Origin of the sequence: Halomonas sp. XH26 (assembly GCF_024138895.1) — a bacterium.
Lineage (GTDB): Bacteria > Pseudomonadota > Gammaproteobacteria > Pseudomonadales > Halomonadaceae > Vreelandella > Vreelandella alkaliphila.
The window spans coordinates 2134138-2155612 of sequence record NZ_CP071889.1 but is presented as its reverse complement, the minus strand read 5'-3'; the positions used below and the strand labels follow the sequence as shown (position 1 = coordinate 2155612).

18 protein-coding genes, 1 tRNA gene and 1 other RNA gene are annotated in these 21475 nt (G+C 52.5%); 7 read left to right on the top strand and 13 right to left on the bottom strand.

Going from position 1 to position 21475, the window contains the following annotated elements:
- The 7 genes from J4377_RS10015 to betI all read right to left on the bottom strand — a co-directional run bounded on the left by J4377_RS10015 (position 1) and on the right by betI (position 10082).
- A complete protein-coding gene (locus tag J4377_RS10015; RefSeq protein WP_253485423.1) occupies positions 1–888 on the bottom strand; it encodes a carbohydrate ABC transporter permease in 888 nt (295 codons plus the stop codon).
- Positions 885–1982 (bottom strand): ABC transporter ATP-binding protein, encoded by a 1098-nt coding sequence (locus J4377_RS10010; RefSeq protein ID WP_231657042.1) that lies wholly within the window; start codon positions 1980–1982, stop codon positions 885–887. The genes J4377_RS10015 and J4377_RS10010 overlap by 4 nt, the downstream gene beginning before the upstream one ends.
- Positions 1975–3072 (bottom strand): ABC transporter ATP-binding protein, encoded by a 1098-nt coding sequence (locus J4377_RS10005; protein ID WP_120386858.1) that lies wholly within the window; start codon positions 3070–3072, stop codon positions 1975–1977. Before J4377_RS10005 ends, J4377_RS10010 begins: the two co-directional genes overlap by 8 nt.
- 444 nt (positions 3073–3516) lie before the next feature.
- The gene (locus tag J4377_RS10000; protein WP_253485421.1) at positions 3517–6003 is read right to left on the bottom strand and encodes an acyl-CoA dehydrogenase; all 2487 of its coding nucleotides are present in this window, start codon (positions 6001–6003) and stop codon (positions 3517–3519) included.
- Between the two features lie 202 nt (positions 6004–6205).
- Positions 6206–7879 (bottom strand): choline dehydrogenase, encoded by a 1674-nt coding sequence (gene betA / locus J4377_RS09995; protein ID WP_253485418.1) that lies wholly within the window; start codon positions 7877–7879, stop codon positions 6206–6208.
- Positions 7880–7978: 99 nt separating this feature from the next.
- Positions 7979–9448: a betaine-aldehyde dehydrogenase gene (gene betB, locus J4377_RS09990; RefSeq protein ID WP_038484928.1), complete on the bottom strand. Its 1470-nt coding sequence runs from the start codon at positions 9446–9448 to the stop codon at positions 7979–7981.
- Positions 9449–9458: 10 nt separating this feature from the next.
- The gene (gene betI / locus J4377_RS09985; protein WP_176472079.1) at positions 9459–10082 is read right to left on the bottom strand and encodes a transcriptional regulator BetI; all 624 of its coding nucleotides are present in this window, start codon (positions 10080–10082) and stop codon (positions 9459–9461) included.
- A gap of 191 nt (positions 10083–10273) precedes the next feature.
- Here betI and J4377_RS09980 point away from each other — a divergent pair, with 191 nt between their 5' ends.
- From J4377_RS09980 to J4377_RS09965, 4 genes are all read left to right on the top strand, one after another.
- Positions 10274–11206, top strand: coding sequence for a choline ABC transporter substrate-binding protein (locus J4377_RS09980; RefSeq protein WP_253485415.1), 933 nt, complete (start codon positions 10274–10276; stop codon positions 11204–11206).
- A 103-nt stretch (positions 11207–11309) separates the two neighbouring features.
- A tRNA-Met gene (locus J4377_RS09975) sits at positions 11310–11386 on the top strand.
- A gap of 55 nt (positions 11387–11441) precedes the next feature.
- Positions 11442–11538: signal recognition particle sRNA small type (ffs, locus tag J4377_RS09970), an RNA gene on the top strand.
- Positions 11539–11916: 378 nt separating this feature from the next.
- Entirely contained in the window at positions 11917–12345 is a 429-nt protein-coding gene (locus J4377_RS09965) for a DUF488 domain-containing protein (RefSeq protein WP_253485412.1), read from the top strand.
- Positions 12346–12428: 83 nt separating this feature from the next.
- Here the strand turns inward: J4377_RS09965 and J4377_RS09960 are convergent, their stop codons facing one another.
- Complete coding sequence (locus J4377_RS09960; protein WP_038484915.1) at positions 12429–12995, bottom strand: YIP1 family protein; 567 nt, start codon at positions 12993–12995, stop codon at positions 12429–12431.
- Between the two features lie 126 nt (positions 12996–13121).
- Here J4377_RS09960 and J4377_RS09955 point away from each other — a divergent pair, with 126 nt between their 5' ends.
- Positions 13122–13538 carry a MarR family winged helix-turn-helix transcriptional regulator gene (locus J4377_RS09955; protein WP_038484912.1) on the top strand — a complete coding sequence of 139 codons (417 nt, stop codon included), beginning with the start codon at positions 13122–13124 and terminating at the stop codon, positions 13536–13538.
- Positions 13539–13721: 183 nt separating this feature from the next.
- On the opposite strand, the gene J4377_RS09950 is transcribed toward J4377_RS09955, so the two are convergent.
- The 5 genes from J4377_RS09950 to J4377_RS09930 all read right to left on the bottom strand — a co-directional run bounded on the left by J4377_RS09950 (position 13722) and on the right by J4377_RS09930 (position 20220).
- Positions 13722–15215: an MFS transporter gene (locus tag J4377_RS09950; RefSeq protein WP_253485409.1), complete on the bottom strand. Its 1494-nt coding sequence runs from the start codon at positions 15213–15215 to the stop codon at positions 13722–13724.
- 56 nt (positions 15216–15271) lie between these two features.
- Positions 15272–15730 carry a universal stress protein gene (locus tag J4377_RS09945; protein WP_038484906.1) on the bottom strand — a complete coding sequence of 153 codons (459 nt, stop codon included), beginning with the start codon at positions 15728–15730 and terminating at the stop codon, positions 15272–15274.
- Positions 15731–15822: 92 nt separating this feature from the next.
- The gene (locus J4377_RS09940) at positions 15823–17415 is read right to left on the bottom strand and encodes an antiporter (RefSeq protein WP_253485407.1); all 1593 of its coding nucleotides are present in this window, start codon (positions 17413–17415) and stop codon (positions 15823–15825) included.
- A gap of 238 nt (positions 17416–17653) precedes the next feature.
- Positions 17654–18322: a two-component system response regulator NarL gene (gene narL / locus J4377_RS09935; RefSeq protein WP_089674621.1), complete on the bottom strand. Its 669-nt coding sequence runs from the start codon at positions 18320–18322 to the stop codon at positions 17654–17656.
- The gene (locus J4377_RS09930; protein ID WP_253485405.1) at positions 18322–20220 is read right to left on the bottom strand and encodes a type IV pili methyl-accepting chemotaxis transducer N-terminal domain-containing protein; all 1899 of its coding nucleotides are present in this window, start codon (positions 20218–20220) and stop codon (positions 18322–18324) included. The genes narL and J4377_RS09930 overlap by 1 nt, the downstream gene beginning before the upstream one ends.
- 177 nt (positions 20221–20397) lie before the next feature.
- Here J4377_RS09930 and J4377_RS09925 point away from each other — a divergent pair, with 177 nt between their 5' ends.
- Both J4377_RS09925 and J4377_RS09920 read left to right on the top strand, forming a co-directional pair.
- Positions 20398–20967, top strand: coding sequence for a hypothetical protein (locus J4377_RS09925; RefSeq protein ID WP_230835113.1), 570 nt, complete (start codon positions 20398–20400; stop codon positions 20965–20967).
- 84 nt (positions 20968–21051) lie between these two features.
- Positions 21052–21474, top strand: coding sequence for a ribonucleotide reductase subunit alpha (locus tag J4377_RS09920; RefSeq protein ID WP_253485403.1), 423 nt, complete (start codon positions 21052–21054; stop codon positions 21472–21474).
- Position 21475: the final 1 nt, after the last annotated feature.

Sequence of the window (21475 nt, the reverse complement as noted above, 5' to 3'; positions counted from 1 at the left end):
TTACACGCCTCCCTGTGAATTCTTGTCTTTCTGCAGATGCATGATGGTGGTATAGAACACCCAGCTGACTAACAGAATGACGAGGAAGTAGATGATCGAGAAGGCGGCGGAAGGCCCCAGATCCTGCTGGCCGATAGCCATGGTGGCAAGCGATTGGGTTAGGAACGTGGTTGAACTACCAGGTCCACCTCCGGTTAACACAAAGGGCTCGGCGTAGATCATGAAGGAGTGCATGAAGCGCAGCAGTACGGCGATGACCAGAACGTTAGTTAGCTTCGGTAGCTGAATATAGCGAAACACTGCCCACTTAGAAGCACGGTCAATCCTTGCCGCTTGATAGTAGGCTTCAGGAATAGAGCGCAGCCCGCTATAGCAGAGCATTGCGACAAGCGGCGTCCAGTGCCAAACATCCATTAAAATAATGGTCGCCCAGGCGTCACCAGCATTACGGGTAATATTGTAATTAATGCCTAGCTCGCGCAGCCCCCAGCCCATTAGCCCAATATCGCCACGGGTAAAGATTTGCCAGATACTGCCAACGACGTTCCAAGGAATTAGCAGGGGCAGGGTAATCAGAATTAGTACGGCGGACGCCTGCCAGCCCTGTTTTGGCATAATCAGCGCTATTCCTATTCCCAGTGGGATCTGGATAGCCAGAATGATCAATGAAAACAGTATCTGCCGACCAAATGCAGCTTGCAGCGCTGAATCGTTGAGCATAGTGCGAAACCACTCGGTGCCGGTAAAGAAGCTAGCGTTGGGACCTAGCACGTCCTGTACCGAGTAGTTGACCACTGTCATCAAGGGGATAATGGCGGAAAACGCCACGAGCACTAACATTGGTAGAACTAATAGCCAAGCGCAGTTGTTATAGACTTTATTATTCATGAGGTAACCTCCACCCGGTATTCGTCCACAAACAGCCCTAACTGATCATGGTCAAAGGTGAGATAAATATCGTCTCCGAATTCAGGGTGACCTTCCGGCAAGCGTGCCTTGAACGCCTGACCACCCAACTCAAAGGTAACAATTGAGTAGGTGCCTAGATCTTGCACTTGCCGTTTACGAGCGGGCAGGGCACCTTCACGTTTGCTGGCATGCACGGTTACAAACTCGGGGCGAATGCCGATTTTTATATTCGAACTTTTGGTATTGGCAATGGCGTCAACAAACGCCTGCGGTATGGGGAGCGGTATATCAGCAAAGATGACTTCCCCCGCATGGTGGTGTACATCCAGAATGTTCATACCGGGACTGCCAATAAAATAGCCAACAAAGGTATGCGCTGGGGTTTCAAAGAGTTCTTGAGGAGTGCCGAACTGAACCACCTGACCTTCATACATCACGGCGATTTTGTCGGCAAAAGTTGCCGCTTCCAACTGGTCATGGGTGACGTAAATCATGGTGATATTGAAGCGCTGGTGAATCTCCTTCAGCTTACGGCGTAATTTCCACTTGAGCTGAGGGTCGATAACCGTTAACGGCTCGTCAAATAGAATTGCCGAGACATCATCGCGCACCAAGCCGCGACCCATTGAAACCTTCTGCTTCTCATCGGCGGTCAGCCCTTTGGCTTTACGCTTGAGCAGTGGGGTTAACTCCAGAATCTCGGCGACTTCCTCTACCTTTGGCGTGATGCGGTGACCTGGGATGTTGATGTTACGCAATGGAAAGGCGAGGTTATCAAACACCGTCATGGTGTCGTAGATCACTGGGAATTGAAAAACCTGAGCGATGTTACGCTCCTCAGGCGGCAACTCGTTAACTCGCTGGCCATCAAACAGCACGTCCCCTTCGGAAGGTTCGAGCAGCCCGGAAATAATGTTCAGCAGGGTGGATTTGCCACACCCCGATGGCCCCAGCAGGGCGTAAGCGCCGCCTTGGTGCCAGATATGTTCCATCTGGCGAATCGCGTAATCTTCAGGTGATGTCGGGTTAGCGCTATAAGTATGCGCGAGAGCCTTTAGTATGATCTCAGCCATGTTGATTCACTCCCCGTGTTTCCGGCGTATGAACAATAGAACCCTGCTGATCGAAGACAAACAGCTTGTGGGTAGGGAAGTAGATCTTTATGCGCTGATTGACTTTAGGTGTATGAATACCAAGCAAATGGAGTACTAAAGAAAATAGGTTGTGCCGCACGTGGAGGAAGGTTTCCGAACCGCTGATTTCAGCCACTTCAACTTCAACTTCAAGCTCTAGATCATCTGCTGCATTCGGCTGTAGGCTGACATGAGAGGCACGGACTCCAAATCGGTATGCTCCCGCGGGTAGGTTGCGTAGCGCGACATCGCAGGGGAAATGGATATCCTGGTCGAAGGTGATTTCATTGGCAGTAAGATGCCCAGGCACAATATTGATAGGCGGTTCTGAAAACATCTCAGCGCTTAGGATGCCGTTAGGCTCGCGATAAATTTGCTCGGTTGGGCCATATTGCAGCAGCTTGCCTTCATGCAATACGGCAGTGTTGCCCCCTAACGCTAGTGCTTCGTTGGGCTCAGTGGTGGCATAAACGGCAATGCAGTTACGCGCCTTGAACAGCCCGCGAAGTTCATCGCGCAACGCTTCACGCAGTTTGTAGTCAAGGTTGACTAACGGTTCATCAAACAGGATCAGGTCCGCATCCTTAACCAAAGCGCGGCCCATGGCGGTACGCTGCTGTTGCCCACCAGAAAGCTCAAGCGGCAAGCGGTCCAGCAAGTGGTCAATCCCCAGCATGGCGGCAGTTTCACGCACACGCTTGTCGATTTCCTGCTTGGATGCCTTAGCCAGCTTAAGTGGTGACGCTATATTGTCGTAAACGTTAAGGCTTGGGTAATTGATGAATTGCTGATACACCATGGAGACATTGCGCTTGCGGACGGATACGCCCGTGACATCCTTGCCATCCATGTAGATTCGCCCCCGGGTAGGTTGCTCCAAACCCGCCATTAATCGCATGAGCGTTGTTTTACCTGCCAGGGTTCGCCCTAGCAGCACATTGAAAGAACCCGGCTCCAGCTCGAGGTCCACCCCACTGATATGGGATTCACCACCGACGATGTGGTCGATATTTTGCAGATGTAAGGACATGCCGATCTCGCTAACGTCATTGTTATAGATAAATGTTATTGGTAGAGGTCTTGCGTTGATCGCTATTGATGAAAGTGAAGCAATACTCGCTTATTCGAGATGTTAGCCTTGGCTGTTTGCACTTTATTGTCAGCCAACCATCAAGCGGACTTCCATTCACTTTATTTTCAATAACGAAAGGCTAGTTGATCATTTGCGAACTTGCAACGACTTTTGTAGCTGTTTGTATTCGCTTTTAGGCGTATATCGCTGCTGCTCCGGCGGTGGGGAGTGCTGAATGACGGTTGTTTTGGTGAGAAATTGGCATTAAAACGAGGTGTTTAGAGAAGGAAAGCAGCCGCTGAGTGAGATAAGCGAATGTTCGTTTGTTTCGTTTTTGAAAATATACGTAAAAAAACCGGCCTGGAGAGGCCGGTTAGGATCGCTAGTTAAAGCGAGAAAGGACTACTTAACGCTGGTTTCTGCTTGCTGCGGCGTGGCCATAGGCGCTGCATTGTGATTAATCAACGTCGATTTATCATTAGCAAACGCGTCATAGGCGAAATCATCAACCGTCAGCATCTCGAGTACTTCCGCCTCGAAAGTGCGCATGAACTGTGCGTCGTCTTCTTTGATAATCCCTTTGTCCAGTGCGGCTTCAATGCGTGCTTCAGGGTGTAGTGCCGTTTGTGGCAGCTCACCTTTGGCATAGGCTTTGTTCACCGTGCGGTAGAGGGTTTCGGCACGGTCATAGTCCACCAGCAGCGCGTTGTAGCGGGCAAGCGGGTTAGACTCTGCGCCATCATCTTTATCCCATGTATTGGAAAGTAGCTTGCTGCGCAGGGCGCTATGTGTGGATACGCGCTGTGCGATATCGCGAGCCAAGTCGTCATGCGGTTTATTCCAACGGCGGCCGGTCGGCATTATGATAACTTTCAATGCCTTGCCTAACGCGCGGTTCGGTAGGTTATCGAAAATTTCAACGAACGCCTGTTCGGCACGGTTTAGCAAGAACCGCAGGCTATAGTGTAGCAGCGCTTCTTCACCCTCGACTTGGTCACCGGTGTGCCACTGTTTTAGTACCATGGAAGCTAGATACAGATTGGACAGAACATCACCCAAGCGTGCTGACAGCATTTCGCGCTTCTTGAGTTCAGAGCCAAGGCTGGCCATGGCGGCGTCGGCACATAGGCCAAAGCCTGCTGAAATGCGTGCAATATCCTGGGCGTAGGTCGCTGCAGGGCCACTAAAAGGTACATTTGCTTTGCCTAAGCCAAACCCAAGCGTAAAGGCACGGGCAGCATTGCCGAAAATCAGCCCTGCGTGGCCAAAGAAGGCTTTGTCGAAAGCTTTAACGTCGTTGGCGTCTTTCGCTGCCAGCTCTTCTAGCACATACGGATGACAACGAATCGCACCTTGACCAAAGATCATCAGGTTGCGGGTCATAATGTTGGCGCCTTCCACGGTGATGGCCACCGGGTTAGCACTGTAGCCAATGCCTAGGTAATTGCGTGGACCAAGGGTAACGGCTTTACCACCGTGAACATCCATTGCGTCACTAAGCAGCACGCGCTGGAACTCGGTTAGCTGGCTCTTCAAGATGGCTGAAGGAACGGCGGGTTTTTCGCCATGGTCGATCAGGTTGGCGGTTTGGTAAACCGTAGCAGCAGAGATGTAAGCCAGCGAGGCCATGCGTGCTAACGGCTCCTGTACGCCTTCCATTTCAGCGACGGGTACGTTGAACTGACGACGTACGCGGGTAAAACCACCGCTCCAGCCTAGCGCGTAGCGGGCGGTGCCGGTCGCACCAGAAGGCAAGGTAATGCAGCGACCAATCGAGAGGCACTCGACTAGCATGCGCCAGCCTTGGCCGATCATGTCTGGGCCACCAATAATGGTATCCAGCGGCACAAACACGTCGTTACCTTTAATCGGGCCGTTCATAAACGGGCTGCCGATAGGATGGTGACGGCGACCGATGTCCATGCCCTGAGTATCCCGGGGAACGAGTGCAAGGGTAATACCGCGGTCTTCTTCGTCACCGAGCAATTTTTCTGGATCGAAAAGACGGAAGGCTAGGCCTACCACGGTGGCGATGGGAGCCAGGGTAATCCAGCGTTTTTCGAAGTTAAGGCGTAAGCCAAGCACTTCTTCGCCATTGATAACTTGCTTACAGACAACGCCTGTATCCGGTAACGACGTGGCATCAGAGCCTGCACGCGGGCCAGTTAGGCCGAAGCAGGGGATTTCGCGACCATCAGCAAGACGGGGCAAGTAGTGATCTTTCTGTTGTTGAGTGCCGTATTTAAGCAGCAGTTCGCCTGGGCCGAGTGAGTTCGGTACGCCAACGGTGACCATCAGCGTCTCATTAGCGGAGAGCTTCTGCAGTACCATGGACTGTGCCTTAGCTGAGAATCCGAGGCCGCCGTACTCCTTCGGAATAATCATGCCGAAGAAGCCTTCTTTCTTTAGATAATCCCACAGTTGTTGGGGGAGGTCAGCGCGTTCTTGGGCGATATCCCAGGCGTTACACATGCCAGCGGCTTTCGCACACTGATTGTCCAAGAACGCTTGTTCTGCCTCGCTCAGGCCGTCGTCTTTATAGCTAAGTAACGACTCCCATTGAGGTTTGCCAGAGAAGAGCTCGCCATCCCAGGAGACGCTGCCCGCTTCTAATGCCGTGCGCTCCGTATCGGACACTTTCGGCGCTACCTTTTTGAAGGTGGCGAAAATGCGCGGCGTCAGCCACTTGCTGCGCAATGCTGGTAGACCAGCAATTGCAACGGCGGCAGCCGCAATCAATAGCAGCGTGCCAATAACGCTTGCGCCAAGCACTAAGCCTACTAAGCCCAGTACGCCAAGCAGGGCGAGTGCTGGCGTAGCGCCTGCTTCGCGGCGCATCACCACGAGCAAGCCTGCAACGGCAAGCACAATGAGTAGTAAGGTGAGCATGGATGTTTCTCCGTGGGTGATTAATTGTGGACGTATTTAAACGTATGTTTGAATATTGTCAGAGTCACCTATATCAGTGCAAGCATTTCACTCTTATACATTCGCTATAGTCTCTTTACTGTAGCGTAAATAGACCATAAAAAAACGCCATGGCGAGTGGCCATGGCGTTTAACATGTTGCATGCAGGTTTGGGTGCTGCAACTAAACCTGTTTAGCGGGTGCGCCGTGAGCGACGTAATAATCCACCTTGGCGCGTGGCAAAGGTTCACGTCCACGGATGCGGTCAGCAATTTTCTCCGCCAGCATAATAGTAGGCGCGTTTAGGTTGCCGGTAGGGATCACCGGGAACAGCGAAGCATCGACAACGCGCAGGCCTTCGAGCCCATGTACGCGGCCTTGGCTATCGGTCACTGCCATCTCACCTTCGCCCATGCGGCAACTGCCACACGGGTGATAAGCCGTTTCAGCGTGTTGCTTGACGAAGTTATCGAGTTCTTCATCGCTTTGTACGCTAGGGCCAGGGGAAATTTCACGGCCACGGTACTTATCAAACGCTGGTTGCGCGATGATGTCGCGGGTTAAGCGAATCGCATCGCGGAACTCTTGCCAATCTTTCTCTTTGGCCATGTAGTTAAACAAGATGCTGGGTGCCGCGTGTGGGTCTTTCGAGGTTAAGCGAATTCGTCCACGGCTTTCCGAGCGCATCGAGCCAACGTGGGCCTGGAAGCCATGTGCCTGAACAGCGCTTTTACCGTTGTAACTGATCGCGATGGGCAGGAAGTGGTACTGCAGGTTTGGCCACTCTTCCTCATCATTGCTACGAATAAAACCGCAGGATTCAAACTGGTTGCTGGCGCCAACGCCAGTACCTTTAAATAACCACTCGGCACCAATTTTTGGCTGGTTGTACCATTTCAGCGCCGGATACAGCGAAATAGGCTCTTTGCATTCGTACTGAATGTACATCTCAAGGTGGTCCTGGAGATTTTCGCCTACGCCGGGTAGCTCATGGACGACTGAAATGCCTAATTCCCGAAGCCATTCGGGGTTGCCTACGCCAGAGCGCTGAAGAATCTGTGGTGAGGCAATGGCACCGCCACACAGCAGCACTTCCCGGCGAGCGTGGGCCTTGTGTGGCTGACCTTTTTGCTCGTAACGCACGCCAACGGCACGTTTGCCATCAAATTCAATCACATCAGTGACTGCGTGGGTTTCAATGGTCAGGTTACTGCGCTGCTTGGCAGTGTCCAGGTAGCCGCGTGCAGTCGACGCACGGCGCCCCTTGGGCGTGACGAAACGGTCCATGGGGCCAAAGCCCTCTTGCTGGTAGCCGTTAACATCCTCGGTTTCTGGATAGCCCGCTTGCTTCCCCGCTTCGATAAACGTGCGGTAAAGCGGATTATTGCCAGCTTTCGGCGTGGTCACGCTGACCGGGCCGTCGCCGCCGTGGTAATCATTAGGGCCAATATCGCGGGTTTCGCACTTTTTGAAATAGGGCAGGCAGCTGAGGTAATCCCACTCTTCCAAGCCGGGTTGCTTGGCCCAGTTATCGTAATCCAGGGCGTTGCCACGGATATAGCACATGCCATTGATCAGTGAAGAGCCGCCCAGGCCTTTGCCTCGGCCACACTCCATACGGCGGCCATCCATATACGGTTCGGGATCGGTTTCAAATGCCCAGTTGTAGCGTTTGCCTTGTAGCGGGTAGGCCAGTGCGGCAGGCATTTGGGTGCGAAAATCGAAACGGTAATCAGGGCCGCCTGCTTCAAGCAGCAAAACGCTGACGTCGCTGTCTTCGGTGAGTCGGGTAGCCAGTACATTACCGGCCGAGCCTGCACCGATAATGATGTAATCAAATTCGCGTGATTGAGACATGCTTTTACCTTGGAGGAGCCGAATGATGGGTAATGAGCCGGTAGGCATAAAAGAGATACTTCTCTTCGATATACCTACCGGGAGCGTCCATTACTTCGCTTAGAACACCGACTCAAATGGCCCCATCTCGATCTGTACGGACTTAGTCTGGGTGTAGTGATTGAGCGTCTCGACGCCGTTCTCGCGGCCAATGCCCGACTCTTTGTAACCACCTACCGGCATCTCAGAAGGAGACTCGCCCCAGGTGTTGATCCAGCAAATGCCGGCTTCCAACTGGTGAATAACCCGGTGAGCACGGTTTAAGCTTTCGCTAAACACACCCGCTGCTAGACCGTATTTGGTGTCATTGGCGCGGCGAATCACGTCTTCTTCGTCATCAAAGAAGAGTACGGACATTACTGGGCCAAAGATCTCTTCTTTTACGATGCGCATATCGTCAGTGCAATCGGTGAAAATGGTGGGCGCAGCCCAAGCGCCATTCGCCCAGTCACCGCTATTCCACTCATCGCCGCCAGCCAATACTCGCGCGCCTTGCTCTTTACCCAGGGCAATATAGGAAAGCACTTTTTGCTGATGTTCAAAGCTTACTAGCGGGCCGAAGTTAACGCTTGGGTCCATCGGGTTACCCGCTTTGATACGCTGAACGCGCTCAACCAGCTTCGCCTCAAAGGCGTCTTTGACGCTGCGCTCCACGAACACGCGAGTGCCGTTAGTGCAAATCTGGCCGCTGGAGTAGAAGTTGGCCATCATGGCGGCATCGGCAGCACGATCTAAATCAGCATCGGCAAACACGATCAGCGGAGACTTACCACCTAGTTCCATAGTGACGTCTTTCAGCGTAGAGCCACCAGCAGCGGCCATCACTTTTTTGCCCGTACCGACTTCGCCAGTAAACGATACCTTGGCGATACCTGGGTGCTCAGTCAGCATCGCGCCAACGCGGCCATCGCCTTGAACGACATTGAAAACACCGTCAGGCAGGCCTGCTTCAGTGAAAATTTCAGCCAGCTTGATAGCGGTTAGCGGTGTTACTTCACTGGGCTTGAAGACAATGGCGTTGCCCGCTGCCAGCGCAGGTGCGGCTTTCCAGCAGGCAATTTGAATGGGGTAGTTCCAGGCGCCAATGGCGCCAATGACACCGAGTGGCTCGCGACGGGTATACACAAAGGAGCTATCACGCAGCGGAATCTGGCTGCCTTCGATAGCGGGGGCAAGGCCTGCGTAGTACTCCAAGGCGTCGGCACCGGTCACAATATCGACACTGGCGGTTTCACTAATAGGCTTGCCGGTATTTTGAGTTTCCAACTCGGCAAGCTCGTCGTTGCGTTCTCTTAACAGTGCAACAGCGCGCAGCAGAACACGTGAGCGTTCCATGCCCGTCATTGAAGCCCATTGACGCTGTCCGCGTTGAGCAGCTTCTACAGCGCTATCAACATCAGCTTGGCTTGCCTGGCCAATCGTGGCAAGCAGGCTGCCATCGTAGGGGTTTGAAACGGTAAATGTCTCGCCTGAAGTGGCGTCTACCGGACGACCATCAATATAAAGTGGCTGAATATCTTGAGCGGCCATGTTGGTCTCCTTACTGTGTTTCTGCAGTGGATGCACGTTGCTGGCATCCATGATGAATAAGCAGTTGGTCGAGATAGGTGTGCGCAAGATGTCGCGCTTCAGCGGCGTCGAGCCCTTCTGGTGTAAGTGCACCACGCAGCCATAGACCATCAATCATCGCGGCTAGGCCACGGGCGGCATTGCGAGCGTCTGCACGGGGCATGACGCGCTGGAATTGATGACATAAATTGGCATACAAACGGCGATCGTTGACATTCTGAAGCCGCTGAAGCACGGGCTTATGCATGCTGCTAGCCCAAAAGGCGAGCCATGTTTTGGCGGCAGGGCCGGTCACCTGGGTGCGATCAAAGTTACCTTCGATGATGGCGCCAATATGCGCCCGGGGGGAGTCGTCTTCTAACGCACGGCGGCGTGCTGCAACGGCGTCACTAAGATCGGTTAAGATCTGCCGCATCGTTGCTTCCAGCAGGCCATCCTTGCCGCCAAAGTAGTGACTAATAATGCCCGCCGAAACGCCAGCATGACGGGCAATTCGCATGACGGTTGCTTCTGCTAAACCAACTTCGTCAATGGCCGCCATGGTAGCCTTAATTAACTGCTGGCGGCGTATCGGTTCCATTCCCACCTTAGGCACAGCTATCTCCTACTGACGTTGAATGCCCATTGGCTCCTGTCCTTGAAAACCAGGAGTAGGCATGATTACCTGAGTATGATGACATTTTTTTATTGAACGTTCAATCAATAAAAGCCTGCGTTGTTTTCTCGTCTCTACGACTGTTGCGTATAGGGCGTGTTCATATAAAACCGATAATGGGGAAGATCAACATGAAACGGACATACACACGAAGCCTAAGTACATTATTACTGACTGCCTGTTTACCGGCAGCTGCCTATGCTAATGAGTGTAGTAGTGTTCGCTTTGCAGAAGTGGGTTGGACTGATATTACAGCAACGACAGCATTGGCTAGTGAAGTACTGGAAGCACTTGGTTATGAAACGCGTGTCGATACTGTCTCGGTGCCGATTGCTTATGCGGGCATGGGTAATAATGATTTTGACGTCTTTTTAGGTAACTGGATGCCATCGATGGCCTCTATCAGCGACCCCTATGTGGAGCGTGGCGAGGTTGAGCGCTTAGTGGTCAACCTTGAGGGAGCTAAGTACACCCTGGCAGTGCCCCAATATGTCTATGATGCGGGCGTGACCTCCGTTAATGATCTGGCAGAGCATGCTGATCAGTTTGAGCAGCGTTTACACGGCATTGAAGCTGGCAATGATGGTAACGAGCTGATTGAGCAAATGATTGATGATAACGCCTATGGGCTTGGTGATTGGCAAGTCATCGATTCGAGCGAGGCGGGTATGCTGGCTGAGCTTCGCGCGAGGGTGCCTAATGAAAAATGGATGGTGTTTTTAGGTTGGGAACCGCATCCAATGAACACTAATTTTGATATGGCGTATTTATCTGATGCTGGCGACTATTTTGGCCCCAACCTAGGGGGCGCAACCGTGCATACCAATACCCGGGCAGGGTTTGTTGAAGCGTGCCCTAATATCGGTGAATTGCTAAAAAATATGACATTCACCCTGGAAATGGAAAACCAATTGATGAGTGCCATTATGGACGATGGGGTAGACCCGCGAGAGGCAGCACGTAGTTACCTTAATGAAAACGATGATGTGTTAGCAGCATGGCTCGAAGGGGTGACTACTCGAGCTGGCGAAGAAGCGCTGCCAGCAGTCCAAGCAGCTTTATAAGTACACTATTCACTTAACAGGGTAGTTGAATGAAAGGCAGGTCGTTTTTGGCTTGCCTTTCATAGTTAAGATAGGCATAATCTGCACCCGTTGATGAGGGAAAGGCTACGTAGCTCAGCTGGTTAGAGCACATCACTCATAATGATGGGGTCCCCTGTTCAAATCAGGGCGTAGCCACCACATCAGCATCAGTACACTCACTTAGAAATATCAGAGTGTGCCGCTATGGTGGCCCCTTAGGTCCTCCCGCAACGCTAAACTGCAAACCCCGCCAGGCCCGGAAGGGAGCAACGGTAGTGGTGGCTGCGTGTGCCGGGATGTGGCTTTTGGGGCTGCCTCCATTTCTAGTGCCTTTCTTACCTAAAACCACTGGTATAGATTATTTCTTGGTAACATTGCTATAGAAATAGTGATGCCATTCATAGAAGTAATGCCCATCGCTCCCGCGTCAAAAATCGCTGCAAATTTGTTAGCGCAAAAAGGCTATTAGCGTACTAATTGTTGTCGTCGTAGTTTGATACTGTTTTTCATTCTAAGTATTCAGATGCTGTTGTATCTTCGAAGCGCAGCCTGGACGCTCTCTATATCGCATCGCTACAAAGCGATATCCCTGATTTTCTGTTAGTTAATTTGTCGGGCATCTCTGCTGTACTATATTTATATGAATTACTCGCTGAAGCCATGGGCTCGCCGGCAGAGGTATATAGCCGATGTCTTATGAAATCATGCTCAAGCAAATATATGCGCCGATAGAGGCTTGTGACGGTACTCGTATATTGGCTGATTTATGGCCTGGAAGCCTATCACGCCGCTTGCTTGCTCTAGATGAATGGTACCCGGAGATAGCACCTGCATTTCAACTATGCCGTCAGTATCGTCAGCAAAAAATCAGTAAACCACTCTTTCTTGAGCGATACAGGAGTGAGCTGAAGGCGTGCCCTGATAAGCTACTGCCTTTAATGAGATTCGCACGCGCGGGTCGGGTGACCCTACTCACTGCCGCTCGTCAAATTGACGATTCCCATCTTTCGGTAATAAAAGAACTGACGCTATTAGCGCTTGCAGAGGAAGACGCGAGTGATCGTGAATTTTGCTCCTCTCCCTGCCTAGCGCACACGTTAGCCACTTCCCAGCGTTAGGCCGTTTGCTTAACGCGTCATCATTTGGCTTGATGATGACTGGTTTAGCGCCCCTGTAGGCCAGTGCGCCTAATGTTAATGGCTTAATAAGCCCAGATAACCGCAAACAAAATACCCCATCCCAGAGCACTGGCAGCCATAATTGTGTAAGTGGCTGAGATAGTAGCAACATCAACTTCTTGCTGAGTACAGAGTGCTTGTAAGCCGTGGTAAATCAAGCTGCAAGAGATGCCCAGCCCGCTGAGTATAATCACGACATTAAAAAATAAGTTGGGTACCAGGAGTGCCAACGACGAGGCAAATAAAGGCAGTGGTGCAAGCCCGGCAAGTAAATAGGCATCTTGATAGCTAATAGATAGCTCTTCAGTGCCATTGACTACAGCGTAGATTACCCACCCGATAACGAAAAAACTTAATATCTCTGCAAGGAAAATAATGGTGGTGATAAAACGCCACTCTCGGTCAGCAAAGCCCACCATAAATGTATCGCCGTAATGGTTGCCCGCATAATAGAGCATTACTGGCGGTAAGAGCGACATGGGTAAAACCACCAGCCACGCTAGTAAAGGAATGGAGGGGCAGGAAGTCTGTAACTCTTTCCAGCCTTCACGATGATTAAATGGTAATTTGAGAAAAGTGAGTGCTCTCATTCCAGGTCTCCTTGAAGGTGTAATTTCAATGATTATTTATATCATGATGTGATATTGTGTTTTTTTAAAGACGCTATAAATTAGCGAGTCAGCCATAGTTGAGTATGTGGTAAACAGAGTTGGAAAATGACTAAAAAACAAGCCCTTGATAAAAATGACTTTGAGCGGTTATCGCAATTTCGTTATCGATTACGTTGTTTTCTTCGCCAGAGTGAAGATATCTGTCGCCGCTATGGGCTGACGCCATTGCAGTATCAATTACTGCTACATCTTCGTGGCTTCCATGGCAGAGATTGGGCAACGGTAGGGGAACTTGCTGAGCGGCTTCAATCAAAACATCATGGAGTGGTGGCGCTAGTCGACCGCTGTGAGCAACTATCATTGGTTGTGCGGCGGCAAGGGCGTGAGGATCGTCGTCAAATAGAAGTGCATTTATTGGAAGAGGGCGTGAATCGGGTGACGCAGATTGCTGAAGCTCATCAACCTGAATTGCGTCATTTGCAGGAAGAGACGCCATTTCCTGGCTGGAATACGTCCACTTAATGTAGAACTTAGAAGGTTTAAAATAGCCAGTATACATTCCGTACCCTTGTCAGAAATGATAGGGGCGATTGCCGTGTATAGCTCTTAAGTGTGCTGTATGGCATTTCGGTTAGTTGCTGAACAGTAGAGGCACTGTCCGAATCCAATCGACGCGAACAGTGCCGTGATGCTACAGATAATTCTTTAGTGCTTGGCACTCTTTAAAGCCTGTTCTTCGATGTCTCTATCAACAGAAGAGACGTAGTACTCGTCATCGAAAGCGCCTCCTGGCTCCTTGAGCCACACCAAGCAGATAACCCAACTGATGAAAGCGCCGGTGGCGATGATGTAGAAGAACTGCGATGGAGTGACAAATGTAAAGATGGTTAGGTACACCACCGCGCCAACATTACCGTAAGCGCCGGCCATTCCGGATATCTGCCCAGTGATGCGGCGCTTGATGGAGGGAATGATACCGAAGGTTGCTCCCTCGGCCCCTTGCACGAATATCGAGGTGCCGATGGTCACCGCAATGGCCAGAATCAGTGGCCAACTTGAATTGAGCAAAGCCATCAGTAAGAACCCAACGCTAATGCCAAACATGTAGCACAGCATTACAAAACGCCGGTTGCCCATGCGGTCGGAAACCATGCCACCCATGGGGCGCGCCACCAGATTGACGAACGCGAATGACGCAGCAATCAGGCCAGCGGTAGCGGCATTCAGGCCCCAGGTCTCCTCAAAGAACATGGGCAGCATCGATACCACCGCGAGTTCAGCGCCGAAGTTGGCAAAATAGGTGCTGTTGAGCGCCGCCACACTGTTGAACGAGTACTTATCATCCTCCGGTACACCCTTACGCAGGATCGGTAGGTTGACTCGCAGTATCTGGACAATTTGATAGATGACGATAGCGATAATGGCTAGGTAAGCGATGGTCGCACCGGTAACAGATAAGTAGCCCATATACTGAATACGCCAGACCAGAATGGCGAGTACGCCAACCAGTGGGATCGTCCAGATGATCAGCTTGATCATATCGCCCCAGGAACTCACTTCCATGGCAGCGGATTTGCGTGGCTTACGGTGAGCCTGAGCATCCGGGCCATCGGTAATCGCGAACCAGTAGTAAATACCGTAAGCGGCCATAACAATAGCGCTTTGGGCGATTGCCCAGCGCCAGCCATCGGCGCCGCCGTACATGCTCAGGGCGATGGTCGGCAGCGACATGGCCGCGACGGCGGAGCCGAAGTTACCCCAGCCAGCGTAGAAGCCTTCGGCGAAGCCGATGTCCTTGGGCTTGAACCACAGCGCCGTCATGTGGATACCGACCACAAAGCTGGCTCCAATCGAGCTCAGTACCAGGCGTGCTACTAGTAGCTGCGTCATGCTGTTACCGAAAGCAAACGCCAGCGCCGGTAGCGACATAGTGACCATGAGCACCGAGAACACCCGTCGCGGGCCGAATCGATCCAGTGCCATACCAACGATGATACGCGCGGGAATCGTTAAGGCGACGTTGCAGATGGCGAACAGCTTGAGATCATCCGTGGTTAGCCAGTCGACGCTCTTGAGCATGCTCGACGCGAGCGGCGCCATGTTGAACCACACGTAAAAGGTAATAAAGAAGGCAATCCAGGTCAGGTGCAAGGCCCGAATTTCGGGGCTGCGAAACTTGAATACAGCGGAAACTTTCATGGTCGTATCGTCCTGTGTCCCAAATGTGGTCTATGCCAAAGGGAGGGAGAGGCTACTCAAGGGCTGGGTAGGATCAATAAGGGACACTCGGCGCGCCGGGCCAGGAACGAACTGACGCTGCCAAAAGTCATGTAGTCGAGCTCATCAACGAAGTAAGTCAATGACTTGGCGATGATGCCGCCATCCGGTTGATGGCTATGGCGGGCAATGACCAGTAGGTCTGGCGAGAGTTTGCGAGTGGCCTGAAGCAGCATCTTGCGTGCGTCACCCTCGGCGAGAAGCTGCTCGGCTTGAAAGCCCTCGCCGATAGCGAACGCCACACCCTCTTGAAGGTGCTGTTTAACCTCATCGTGCTCCTGCTGAAAAAGCACCTCGTTGTTATCGGTAGCGTCGAGTGGGTTTTCCACCACGCCGACGAGTATCAGCAGAGGTTGGTTACAGCGGAACATATTGACGACCTGAGCAAGAGCCAGCTTGGCGTTTCGCGAACCGTCATAGGCGATCATGATTTTCATGGTGTCCTCCCGCATTGGGGTAGGGGGTAAAGACCCGGAGCTTGGCTCCGAGCGTAAAGAAGCAAGCCCTATTTAGGGGTTCTAAACGTAGCTCAGGGGTTCTTTACGTAGGCACTTTTGCGTAGATAGAACCACCAGTTGATGACCAGGCAGATGGTGTAGAAGACCGCAAAGCCATACATGGCAAGTTCTGGTGTGCCGGCCTGGATTTGCTCGCCCATTACCCGCGGGGCGATGAAGGCGCCATAGGCAGCGACGGCAGAGGTCCAGCCAAGAACCGGGCCTTTCTGCTGCTGGTCGAAAATCACGCCGATGCTGCGGAAGGTAGAGCCGTTGCCGATACCACTGGCAGCGAATAACACGATGAATAGCAGCAGGAATAGCCAAAAGAATTGATTAGGATCAGTGGCGTTATAGGCCTGCATCATTACGTAGCCAGTGGCGACAGAGGCGACCACCATGATCGCAGAGATTATTTGGGTAACGATGGAGCCGCCCACTTTGTCGGAGATCCATCCGCCCAGCGGACGGATCAGAGCGCCCACGAAGGGGCCTATCCAGGCCCAGGTTAAAGCGCTGGGCGCCTCTGGGTTGGCCACGCGAATCAGCGTGCCATCGGCAGTCGCTTCCATCATGTTGCCGAAGATGACGTTGATAGAGAGCGGCAGGGCTGCAGAGAAGCCAATAAAGGAGCCGAAGGTCAGGATATAGAGAATGGTCATTGACCAAGTGTGCTTATTGGAAAATATCGCGAATTGCTTCTGGATATTGGGCTTGATATCGCCAGGAATCAGGCGCAACAACACCAGGGTTAGAACAATGGTTAGCGGCAAGGCAATCCACATATTAAGCCAGCCTAGAGCCAACATGCCGATAACCGCGGTCACCATGCCGACGCCGTAGAGGCCTAATATTTTGCTGAAAGCCGCCAGCGGCGAACCAGGGTTGGGCGTAATAGTGCGGAGATTATTCATGCCAAACCAACCGGCGAACGCTAATGGGATCAGAAATACAAGCCAGATAAAGCCAGCATTCTGGATCCAGGTATCGGTCCCTGCTTCGATCCGGCCGATCAACGTACCGCTAGCGCTTTGCAATTCCATTGGCGAACCGGCTATAGCGCCGAAAATGCCGACGGTCATTACCAGTGGGATGACAATCTGCATGGTAGTGACGCCGAAATTACCGAGGCCTGCATTCATGCCCAGGGCGTAACCTTGCTGTTTGCTGGGATAAAAAGTGGAAATGTTGCTCATTGAACAAGCGAAGTTACCGCCACCGATACCGGACAGTAGCGCCAACGCCTGGAATACCCAAAACGGCGTGCCTGGGTTCATCAAGGCGATACCAGTGCCGGCAGCGGGGATCATCAATAGCGCGGTGGTCAGGAAGATAGTGTTACGCCCGCCAGAGATGCGGATCATGAACGATGCTGGGATGCGCAGTGTGGCACCTGCTAGACCGGCAAGCGCTGTTAGTGAAAATAGCTGGTTAACCGTGAACGAAAAACCCAGGTTCTGCATCTGGGTGGTAATCATTCCCCACATCATCCAGACAGCGAATCCCATCAGCAGGCTGGGAATGGATATCCATAGGTTGCGGTTGGCAATGTGCTTGCCTTCCTGTTCCCAGAATTGGGCGTCTTCGACATTCCATTTCTCAATGTCGGCATTTCTCTTGCTCATGGCGATTTCCCCTTGGCATCGAACCTTTCTGCATCTAGCAGTTAGAAAGCAAGATACGCTGGAGGAAGACATTGGGAAATAGGTGAAAATGACATGAAAAACAGCGACATACCTCTTGAGAGGTAGTCGCTGAAAAGCCTGGATTCGTTGATTTTAAAGAGAAAAAATCGAGAGGGGGTAAAGGCGGGTCAGGGCAGAAGTACTCTGTGAGTCTTTGGAGGTAACCACACAGAATCGACTAGTGATCGATACCTTCCTGGACTGCCCAGACGGCGGCTTCGACACGGGACCGTAAGTTGAGCTTTTTGAGCAGATGCTTGACGTGAACCTTGACCGTGCCTTCGGTAATATCCAGCTTGCGCGCGATGAGCTTGTTGGAGAGTCCGCTAGCAAGCTGTTGTAGAATTTCGCGTTCACGCTGCGTCAGACTATGAATATCCGGAGTGGTGGGGGCATTGCGCTGATTACGCAGCGCTTCAGCGAGTAGGGCGGTTAGACTTTCGCTGATGACCATGCGTCCCAAAGCAGCTTGACGCAGCTGGCGCACCATGTCTTCAGGCTCCATATCCTTTAGCAGATAACCGTCGGCACCGTTGCGTAGCGCCGCGACCACATCATCCTCATGGTCGGAAACAGTGAACATCACCACACGGCCGCTATAGTTGGCTTCCCGTAGGCGGCGCAAGGCTTCTAAACCATTGACGCCCGGCATGTTTAAATCCAGTAAAACCAAGTCAGGCTCCAGTTTGAGAGCCAGTGCAATGCCCTCTTCAGGGTCGCCCGTCTCGCCAACCAGTTCAAGATCGTCCTCTAGTTCAAGCAACTGGGCGACGCCACGCCTCAGTAGCGGGTGGTCATCAATAATCATTAGCGTGGCGGGTGTATCGTTGGCAGTGGTCAGCGTCATTAAGAAGCCCCTGTACCTAAGTGAGAGTCTGAGGCAGCCGTAACAGGCTGCTGCTGAATTAAGCGAGCGGTCAACGGGGTGAAGGCTATCTCAATGCTGGCTCCCCCTGCGGGGCGATTGGTGATACTTAGCTCCCCGTTCAGGGTAGTGGTTCGGTCGCGAATGATCACCAAACCGTAGTGCATAGGCGGCGAGCTATCGTCTTCCAGGCCGATACCATCATCCTCAATACGCACTAACAGGCGAGCATCGGCGAAATGCACAGTGACCCCAGCCCAGTGGGCTTGGGCGTGCTTGTGGGTATTAGCCAGCGCCTCGCGAATGATCTGCAGCACGTGAATTTCTTCATTGGGATTAAGTAGGTAAGGCGGCACATCGTAGTCAAGCTCGACCGTTATCTCCATGCGCTGGCTAAACTCTTCGATGGTTTGGCGTAAGGCAAATTGCAGCCCTGGCCCCTCTAGTTTGAGCCGGAAGGTAGTAAGCAGTTCACGCAGTTGACGATAGGCGCTGTTTAAACCGGTACGCAGCTCGTCGAATACCGCAGACTGCATCTCTCGAGAGGCGTCTTTTTGCTGCATACGTTCGAGTCGCGCCACCTGCATCTTTAGATAAGAGAGCGATTGGGCTAGCGAGTCGTGAAGTTCGCGGGCAATGATGGTCCGCTCGTTGATCAGCGTGACGTGCTGCTGCTCCTCGATACGCCGCTGCAGGTACACCGCCGTGGCCAGCTGGTCGGCTAACATGGTGAGCAACCGACGGGTGCTATCGTTGAGCCGCTCCTGGTGATACCACACTTCCAGGGTGCCAAGCAGCGTGTCGCCGACGCTGATAGGTAGCAGTAAACATTGGGACTGGTTATTGGACACCATCTCCAAGGGGCGGGGATCAATCAGGCAGGCGTGGCACTCCTGGTCACGGCAATACTCTGGCCGGGTACGTGAGTGGGTTTCCAAAACCGGCATTTCCCGTTGGTCGAAAGGATCGTTGAGGGAAAGCCGAATCGGCCCGATATCCAGCAGGTTTTCCAGTTCGCGCAGCATAGGTGCTGCGCTAGAGCAAAGGTCGTTACCGCCGCCATACAGTGAACGGCTGGCATCATGCATTACTCGCAGCGCCTGATTGCTGCGCTCAAGCTCCTGTTTCTTGCGCGATATCTTGTCTTCCAATGCGGCGTAGCTGGTTGCCAGCTCGGCAGACATCTTATTAAAGGTGTGGCCCAGCAAAGCCAGCTCATCACTGCCGCGTAGCTCTGAGCGTGGCTTGAAATTACGTTGCGCCGCCTCGCGGGCAAGCACCATCAGCTGGCGCAGCGGCACTACCAGGTTATGGCGAACATCGTAAAGGGCTATCGAAACCACGATAGCGATCAGCACCAGAAAAAGCAGTTGCATCATCCCCAGTAGCCGCACCTTAGCCTCGGTGCTCTGCTCCAGATAGGTCACTAGCACTTCAATGTCACTGACCATCTCAACGATCATCATTTCTAGCGTAGCGAGGTCTAGCGCCGTGGCAGCGGCCGGAGCCTCTAGTGCCGGGCGAAGCGAGTGTTGCCAGTAGCTCTGAAGTTTTTCCAGTTGACGGCGGCGCTCATGACGATCATCAATGGGGATCGTTTGTTGTAGCGTTGTGCCATACAAGCGTTGATCGAAGCTCGAAATCAGTCCTTCGAGCTGTTCTGCGCTTGTCTCCTCTGGAGCATACTCCAGGCGTTGCAAGGCTCCCATAATCTGATAGGCATTCATGCGTAATGAGCCAGCGACATTAATCGCGGCAGCATCGCCACGGCTGCTGTTAGACATTGTCATGGTCAGGGTGATACTGATGAGCGCCATCCCGCTAATGGCAAGCAGGGACGCAATGATGCGAGCAACCAGGGAGCGCTGAAGTAATTTCATGGCATTTCCGATAGCGCGAAAGAGGTAAGCGAGTGTGGCACTGTCTGCATTTCGATACGAGGGCTATTCCTTTGGGGTTAGCCAGCCTACCTCCGATGCCTTTTTGACCTAAGCCCAGTATTTACCGACAATTCTGGCATGTCTTCCGATGTCTTTATACCCTCGCTGGGAAACGCCATGCCATCATCTGTGCCGCCTCCCACGTTGGAGACATCAATAAAGCCAGTGAATGGTTATCAGTTGCTGGTAGCCATGCTGCTAATGCCGCTAGCAAGCGCTTTAGCGGTGGCTAGCTGGACACTTTATGCCCTGCTTGCAAAGCAGCCTGTCTATGTGTTGGTACCATTGATGAGTGGTGTACTGTTGGCGTGGCCGGCCTGGTATATCGCCAAACTGGGCGACACCTGCCGCTTGATGCAATGGCTATTACTGGGGCTAGCGTTGGCGCTGGGAGGATTTGGGATGGCTAGCCAGCCGTGGGATTTTTTGTTGGTAGGGGCTGGGCTTGGGCTGGGAGGAGCGGTGATTACCACCGGCATCGCCCACGCCAAAGGCTGGATGCCTGGCCGTTGGGTGTGTCTTTGTATCGCCCTTTGTGTGGCTTTAGCGGCAGGTGTCGGGCTTTCCCTGCGAATAGCACCGCTGGTCGTCCAAGCCTATGGTTGGCGCGCGGCGCCACTTAGCCTGTTGATCCCTCTGTTCATGGTAATGCTGCTGCTGTGGCTTTTCGTAGAGTCACCCGAGTAACGCCGTCTATGAGTCTCACCTGTTCATTCTTAACTACTCTCTCTCACCTTCTGATTCTTAACTACTAGCGATAAGGCTCACTTTATGACCACAGTTGTTATGACCACCGATTTTATGAATATAGCGACGTTTGCCGATTTACTGCAGGAAGCACGTAAACAACCTAATCCCCAGCGCCTGCTGTTTGTGTTCGTTCGCGCAGAGCTGCCCGATTTCCCCGATGCTGAACAGCGCCGTCGCTTCGAACAGGGTGAAGGGGGTGTATTGGTGCCGGTAGTATGCGTAGATAAGTCGACGCAGGAACTGAGCAGTATGGCGGCATTGGTCGAGGAGTCACGGCGTACCGAGATCGAATGGGATTTAGTCTTCACTGCTGCCATGGACGACCCAAAAGATGACGCCGAGGTTGAACGCCAGCTTCAGCGTATGATGGAGTCGCTGCAAATGGGTAATATCACCGCCTATCTTGCCTTCGATCATCACGGCGATGCGGTTAACGTTGGCTAGG

Coding starts and splice junctions, on each gene's coding strand:
- J4377_RS09945 (WP_038484906.1), bottom strand. CDS start 15,730: ATGAAAATCATGATCGCCTATGACGGTTCGCGAAACGCCAAGCTGGCT.
- J4377_RS09965 (WP_253485412.1), top strand. CDS start 11,917: ATGTCTTATGAAATCATGCTCAAGCAAATATATGCGCCGATAGAGGCT.
- J4377_RS09950 (WP_253485409.1), bottom strand. CDS start 15,215: ATGAAAGTTTCCGCTGTATTCAAGTTTCGCAGCCCCGAAATTCGGGCC.
- J4377_RS09940 (WP_253485407.1), bottom strand. CDS start 17,415: ATGAGCAAGAGAAATGCCGACATTGAGAAATGGAATGTCGAAGACGCC.
- J4377_RS09930 (WP_253485405.1), bottom strand. CDS start 20,220: ATGAAATTACTTCAGCGCTCCCTGGTTGCTCGCATCATTGCGTCCCTG.
- betB (WP_038484928.1), bottom strand. CDS start 9,448: ATGGCCGCTCAAGATATTCAGCCACTTTATATTGATGGTCGTCCGGTA.
- J4377_RS10000 (WP_253485421.1), bottom strand. CDS start 6,003: ATGCTCACCTTACTACTCATTGTGCTTGCCGTTGCAGGCTTGCTCGTG.
- J4377_RS10015 (WP_253485423.1), bottom strand. CDS start 888: ATGAATAATAAAGTCTATAACAACTGCGCTTGGCTATTAGTTCTACCA.
- J4377_RS09920 (WP_253485403.1), top strand. CDS start 21,052: ATGACCACAGTTGTTATGACCACCGATTTTATGAATATAGCGACGTTT.
- J4377_RS09980 (WP_253485415.1), top strand. CDS start 10,274: ATGAAACGGACATACACACGAAGCCTAAGTACATTATTACTGACTGCC.
- narL (WP_089674621.1), bottom strand. CDS start 18,322: ATGACGCTGACCACTGCCAACGATACACCCGCCACGCTAATGATTATT.
- J4377_RS10005 (WP_120386858.1), bottom strand. CDS start 3,072: ATGTCCTTACATCTGCAAAATATCGACCACATCGTCGGTGGTGAATCC.
- J4377_RS10010 (WP_231657042.1), bottom strand. CDS start 1,982: ATGGCTGAGATCATACTAAAGGCTCTCGCGCATACTTATAGCGCTAAC.
- betA (WP_253485418.1), bottom strand. CDS start 7,879: ATGTCTCAATCACGCGAATTTGATTACATCATTATCGGTGCAGGCTCG.
- J4377_RS09955 (WP_038484912.1), top strand. CDS start 13,122: ATGACTAAAAAACAAGCCCTTGATAAAAATGACTTTGAGCGGTTATCG.
- J4377_RS09925 (WP_230835113.1), top strand. CDS start 20,398: ATGCCATCATCTGTGCCGCCTCCCACGTTGGAGACATCAATAAAGCCA.
- J4377_RS09960 (WP_038484915.1), bottom strand. CDS start 12,995: ATGAGAGCACTCACTTTTCTCAAATTACCATTTAATCATCGTGAAGGC.